Annotated in this window: 6 protein-coding genes; 3 read left to right on the top strand and 3 right to left on the bottom strand. The window is 65.2% G+C overall.

Annotated features, from left to right (window positions below):
* Both EN780_RS24460 and serB read right to left on the bottom strand, forming a co-directional pair.
* The coding region (locus tag EN780_RS24460) for a GNAT family N-acetyltransferase (protein ID WP_133372694.1) at positions 1-256 on the bottom strand (256 nt) is incomplete at its 3' end.
* On the bottom strand, positions 253-1,140 hold the full coding sequence (serB, locus tag EN780_RS24455) for a phosphoserine phosphatase SerB (protein ID WP_127310995.1): 888 nt from the start codon (positions 1,138-1,140) through the stop codon (positions 253-255). The genes serB and EN780_RS24460, both read right to left, overlap by 4 nt.
* Here serB and miaA point away from each other — a divergent pair.
* Positions 1,130-2,095, top strand: a complete 966-nt coding sequence (gene miaA / locus EN780_RS24450; protein WP_128275555.1) for a tRNA (adenosine(37)-N6)-dimethylallyltransferase MiaA — start codon at positions 1,130-1,132, stop codon at positions 2,093-2,095. The genes serB and miaA overlap by 11 nt on opposite strands.
* A gap of 127 nt (positions 2,096-2,222) precedes the next feature.
* Positions 2,223-3,014: a GGDEF domain-containing protein gene (locus EN780_RS24445; RefSeq protein WP_127283659.1), complete on the top strand. Its 792-nt coding sequence runs from the start codon at positions 2,223-2,225 to the stop codon at positions 3,012-3,014.
* A gap of 166 nt (positions 3,015-3,180) precedes the next feature.
* On the opposite strand, the gene EN780_RS24440 is transcribed toward EN780_RS24445, so the two are convergent.
* Complete coding sequence (locus EN780_RS24440) at positions 3,181-5,010, bottom strand: ATP-binding protein (protein ID WP_128275554.1); 1,830 nt, start codon at positions 5,008-5,010, stop codon at positions 3,181-3,183.
* Positions 5,011-5,162: 152 nt separating this feature from the next.
* Between EN780_RS24440 and EN780_RS24435 the strand changes: the two genes are divergently transcribed.
* Positions 5,163-5,539, top strand: a 377-nt coding sequence (locus EN780_RS24435) for a helix-turn-helix transcriptional regulator (RefSeq protein WP_245500109.1), incomplete at its 3' end; no start/stop codon positions are given.

Below are 5,539 nucleotides of genomic sequence, written 5' to 3'. Positions count from 1 at the left end.
GCACGTGATCGGTCTCCAAGAGGCCGACAAAGCCGATGCATTCGCCCGTCGCCGCGATCTCGGCGGCGGCAAAGCCAAAGCCATCCTCGGCGATCCAGCCGCGAAATTCATCCATTTTGGCATCCGTCTCGGCGCGGTCGCGGCGGAACGGAAAGAATTCCATCACCTGCTCGTCAGAATTGATGCGATGGAAGAGCTCGCGATCACGATCCTCCCAGTTGCGCAGGATCAGGCGCTTGGTGCGCATCGGTTTCATCCGGCAAACTCCTCCTGGCGATAGCCTTGCAGATAGAGCAGCGCCGTCAGGTCGCCATGGTCGATGCGGACCTTGGCCTCCGCCGCCACCGAGGGCTTGGCATGCAGGGCGACGCCGGTGCCGGCCAGGCGGATCATATCGAGGTCGTTGGCGCCGTCGCCGACGGCAAGCGCGTCGGCAGGGGTGAGACCAAGCCGGGCGGCGATCTCGAGCAAGGCCTCCGCCTTGGCGGCGCGGCCGAGGATCGGCTCTGCGACCAGGCCGGTGAAACGGCCATTCTCCTCGATCAGCCGGTTGGCGCGGTTTTCCTGGAAGCCGAGCATCGCCGCGATGCGGCTGGTGAAGACATTGAAGCCGCCGGACACGAGCGCCGCCCAGGCGCCGTTGGCCCGCATGGTGCGCACCAGCACGAGGCCACCGGATGCCAGCGTCAGCCGGGTCTCGACGAGGCGGTCGACCACGGCGGTGTCGAGGCCCTTCAGCAGGGCGACGCGCTCGCGCAGGGCCGGTTCGAAGGCGATCTCGCCGTTCATCGAGCGCGCGGTGATCGCCGCGACACGGTCCTTGACGCCGATCTCGTCGGCCAGTTCGTCGATGCACTCCTGGTCGATCATCGTCGAATCCATGTCGGCGATGAGGATCTTCTTGCGCCGGCCGTCAGCCGGCTGGACGATCACGTCGACCGGGTGCGAGGCGAGCGCGGCGCGCAGGGTGGCGGCCGTTTCAGAGGCGTCCGCGGTTTCCGGCAGGACGAGATCGCAGGCGATGTCCTCGGCCAGCCAGCGAACAGCGCTTGCGCCGACCGACCGTGAGGCCATATTCGCTAGCGTGGCCGATACGGCGCGGCCTTCGGGATGGGACACAAGCGTGGCGATCAGCGGCATCGGGACTTCCGGACAGGCGGGCGAGGGCCGCGTGAAGAACGCGATCCTGATAGCCGGGCCGACCGCCAGCGGCAAGTCGGCGCTTGCGCTGGATCTCGCCGAACGACAGGGCGGCATCATCGTCAACACCGATTCCATGCAGGGCTATTCGGTGCTCGACGTGTTGACGGCGCGGCCGGGTTCCGCCGATCTCGCCCGCGCGCCGCACCATCTTTACGGCCACGTCCATCCGTCGGTCGCCTATTCCACCGGCGCCTGGCTGCGCGACGTGACGAAGCTGATCGAGGACGGCCTGCTCGCCGAACGGCCGGACGGCACGTTCGTGGAACGGCCGGTGATTTTTGTCGGCGGCACCGGGCTCTATTTTCGCGCGCTTGCCGAAGGGATTTCGGACATGCCCGAGATTCCGACGGCGATCCGCGACCGCTGGCGCTACGAACTCAAGGAACAGGGCGCCGAGAGGCTGCACCGCATCCTTATGCGCGAGGATTCGGCGGTCGGCATGCAGCTCAGGCCGACCGACGGCCAGCGCATCGTGCGCGCGCTGGAGGTGCTCGACGCCTCGGGCCGTTCCATAGCCGAATGGCAGGCGGCGCGGGGCCGGCCACTGATCGACCGCGACAGCGCGCGGTTCCTGGTCATCGAACCGGATCGCGCGGAGCTGGTCGGGCGGATCGAGACGCGGTTCGACCGCATGCTGAACGTCGGCGCCCTGGACGAGGTCAGAGAGCTGTTGGCGCTCAACCTCGATCCGGATCTGCCGGCGATGAAGGCGATCGGCGTGCGCGAGCTGCAGGCGGCGATGGCCGGCCAGTTGGGCTTCGCCGAAGCGATCGAGCGCGCCAAGATCGCAACGCGGCAATATGCCAAGCGCCAGGCGACCTGGTACCGCCATCAACTGGGTCCGGAATGGCGGCGATTGCCTGTCGCCGGCGGCGCCATGCCTGCGATCTGATCTCCGGCCGCTAATGCAATCACGAAAGTAAGACAAAAACCGGACATTCTCGCTCAGGTTGTCCTGATTAACCCTCCGTAAGGCCCTGCATGGCATAAGGAACTTTGGGTAGTTCCACGGGGAGCAGATGCGTTTCCACAAGGCGGAATCCGCATTTTTCGTCTTTATTTTCGTGATCCTGGCCGCCGGCCTGGTGACGCTGCACGCCTATGGTTTCCTGCAGGCCATCGCTACCGACCTGGACGCGGCCTCCCGCATCGAAAAGATCAAGTATCTCAACAGACTGCTGTTCGCGACCGGCGTGCTGCTGGCGACCGCGCTGTTCTTCGGCGTCTTCTTCATCTACCCGCTGATCCGCAGGCAGGCGACCGAAGAGGGCAAGCTGCGCGCCATGACGGTCTCGCTCAGCGCGCGTTCGGAAACGCTGGAGCACGCGGCGCTGACCGACGGGCTCACCGGCATGCAGAACCGGCGGTATTTCGACGACGCGCTGAAGGAATATCTCGAGGAGTTCCGTCGCATCGAAAAGCCGGTCGGGCTGATGATCCTCGATCTCGACCATTTCAAGCAGGTTAACGACACGCATGGCCATGACGTCGGCGACGAGGTGCTGAAGGCGGTCGCCGGCTGTCTGAAGGGCATGACGCGCTATCATGACGTGGTGGCGCGGCTCGGCGGCGAGGAGTTCGCCGTGGTGACGCCGAACATGGACGCCGAATTGCTGGCCAAATTCGCCGAGCGCATCCGCAAGGCGATCGCCAACATGTCGGTGCTGTCCGGCAACGTTCGCCTCAAAATCACCACCAGCGTCGGCCTCGCCGTCTGGGACCGCAAGGAAACGGCCGAGGACTTTTATCGCCGCGCCGACCGCCAGCTCTATGAGGCGAAGAGGCAAGGCCGCAACCGCGTCTGCGCCTGAAATCCCGGAGCGAACTCATGAGGCCGGCCGACTGACGCGGCCTTCTCGACTTCCGGGGCTTACGGACTTATGTCCGCTCCGCTCCGGGTTCTCGAAAGCCGCGCCATTCAATCCGGCCTGATGAATTCTCTCTCGGGATTTCTCCGAACTTCCGAAGAAGAAGAGATCAATCGTTCTGCGGGCGCATGCCGAAGGTTGCGGGCTTGAGGCCGTAGCGGGTGTCGAAGTCCTCGTCCGGCTGCATGCGCGGGGCGGCGGGCTTGCGGTAGTCCGGGTCGCCGGCCTGGCGAGCGGTGTCGACGACCTCGGCAAAGGCCATCTGCTGCTGCGGCTTCGGCACGTTGCGCAGCCGTTCGACGATCGCGGCGAGATCGACGTCTTCGCCGGTTTCGGAGGGCACCGCCTGCTCGCGCATGCCGGTGCCGGGGATGAGTTCCTGCGCCAGTTTCTCGAACTTCAGCCGCATCGTCGTCGCCACGCCTTCGCCGAAGGCGATGGCTTCCCGCTGGCCCATCGAGGACAGGAAGGCCAGCGTCGAGGCGGACGAATCGGCGATCGCCGAACGGATGATCGCCTGGTCCTGCTCGTTGGCCAGCCGCATGGCGAAAAAGGTCGAGCACTGCGACAGGATGGTCGGGTCGAGCTCGCCCGGACGCTGGGTGACGACGCCGAGATAGCAGCCGTATTTGCGGCCCTCCTTGGCGATGCGCGACAGCGCGTGCCTTGTCGGCGCGAAACCGAGGCGGGGATCGGCCGGCATATAGCGATGCGCTTCCTCGCACAGCAGCAGCAGCCGCAGCCGCCCCTCGCTCCACAGAGCGAGGTCGAACGCCAGGCGCGCCAGCACCGAGCAGACGGAATTGACCACCTCGGACGGCATGCCGGCCATCTCGAAGCAGGTCACCGGACGGCCGTGGTTCGGCACGCGGAAGATGTTGCCGATCGTCTCGTGGATGGTGTCCTCGATCAGGCGCGAGTTGAACATGAAGCGATAGCGGGGATCGGACGCCGCCGATTCGATGCGCGTCTTCAGCGATTTCAGCGTCGGGCGGTCGTTCTTGCTTTCGAGCATGCCCATGCGCTCGTCGATCTGCTTGATGAGATCGGCGATGCGGTAGGGTACCGGCGTATCGGCGGTCAGCGCGTCGCTGCCGCGCCGCAGATAGGTGCCGGAGCCCGGGTTGCGATAGAGGTTTTTGGCGGCAGGGATGAGATCGCGCAGCACATCGACTTCCTCGGGCTCCGTCTCGCGCCCGCGAAACAGCACCTCGGCGAACTCTTCCAGCCTGAACATCCAGAAGGGCAGGTCCAGCGTCTTGGAATCGACCCGGACGCAATATTCGGGCAGCGAGGCAGCGAACTCGTTGTGCGGGTCGAGGATGAGGATGCGCAGATCCGGCCGGGCCTCGATCGACTTGCGCAACAGCAGCGACACGGCTGTGGATTTGCCGACGCCGGTCGTGCCGACGATGGCGAAGTGACGCGCCAGGACATCGTCGATGGCGATGTTGGCGTCGATCGCCTCGTCCTGCGACAGCGTGCCGATGGTGATCGAATGCCGGCCGGCGAGATCGTAGACCGCCTGCAGGTCGCGGCTGCGGATGCGGTGCGCAATGGCGCCGATATGTGGATAGGTTGTGATGCCGCGGTCGAATACGGGCTTGGCGCCTGGCTCGGCGCCGTCGCGCACCTCGCCGATCAACTCGATGCTGACCTCGATCGGGTTCTGCCCCTCATTGCTCCAGGCGCGGTCCGACTTGCCGATCGCGTAAACGAGGCCGACCGTTCGCGTCGAGCCGAGGTTGATCGAGATCATCTTGCCGACGGTCCACAGGCCGGTGATCGCGCCTTCGATATCGTCGGCATAGGCGCCAATGGTGGCGCGCGCGCCATCGCATTGCACGACATTGCCGAGAATGCGCTTGTCGCTCTGCTCCCTGTTGCGACGCTCCTGCGAGGTCGCTTCTCCAACGGAGACTTCGCGTTCGACAAACATAGATGGCATGATCCCCATTCCCTCGGGATGCAACCTACACAGATGAGGTTAAGCCGGGGTGAGGTCGGATGGTGTAGGCGCCGTTAAGCCGACCGCGAAAATTCGATCGAACGCCGACTTTCATTCCGTGTCGAGTTCGCTATATTGAACGAATGAATGATATAGCGAACGACATTTCATCCAGCCTTGGCAGCAGGATACGCTCGGAACGGGCCTTGCGGGGCTGGTCGCTGGCGGAGCTCGCGGAACGCTCCGATGTGTCGAAGGCGATGCTCAGCACCATAGAGCAGGGCAAGACCAGCCCGACCGCGGCGCTGCTGGTGCGCATCGCCGCGGCCTTCGGCATGACGCTGTCGACGCTCATTGCCAGGGCGGAACTCAAGGGCGGCGGCCTGCTGCGCGAAGGCGAGCAGCCGGTCTGGCGCGATCCGGCCACCGGCTATCTCAGGCGGCACCTCTCGCCGGCTTCCGACATGCCGCTCGAACTGATCAAGGTGCGCTTGCCGGCGGGGCAGAGCGTCAGCTTTCC

The organism is Mesorhizobium sp. M4B.F.Ca.ET.089.01.1.1 (genome assembly GCF_004022605.1).
Classification (GTDB): Bacteria; Pseudomonadota; Alphaproteobacteria; order Rhizobiales; family Rhizobiaceae; genus Mesorhizobium; species Mesorhizobium abyssinicae.
The sequence above is the reverse complement of the archived record's forward strand: the minus strand, read 5'-3'. Positions and strand labels throughout refer to the sequence as shown.

What these genes read in the sequence shown, in the direction of transcription:
- serB (WP_127310995.1), bottom strand. Translation starts at nt 1,140, where the DNA reads ATGCCGCTGATCGCCACGCTTGTGTCCCATCCCGAAGGCCGCGCCGTA.
- EN780_RS24445 (WP_127283659.1), top strand. Translation starts at nt 2,223, where the DNA reads ATGCGTTTCCACAAGGCGGAATCCGCATTTTTCGTCTTTATTTTCGTG.
- EN780_RS24440 (WP_128275554.1), bottom strand. Translation starts at nt 5,010, where the DNA reads ATGTTTGTCGAACGCGAAGTCTCCGTTGGAGAAGCGACCTCGCAGGAG.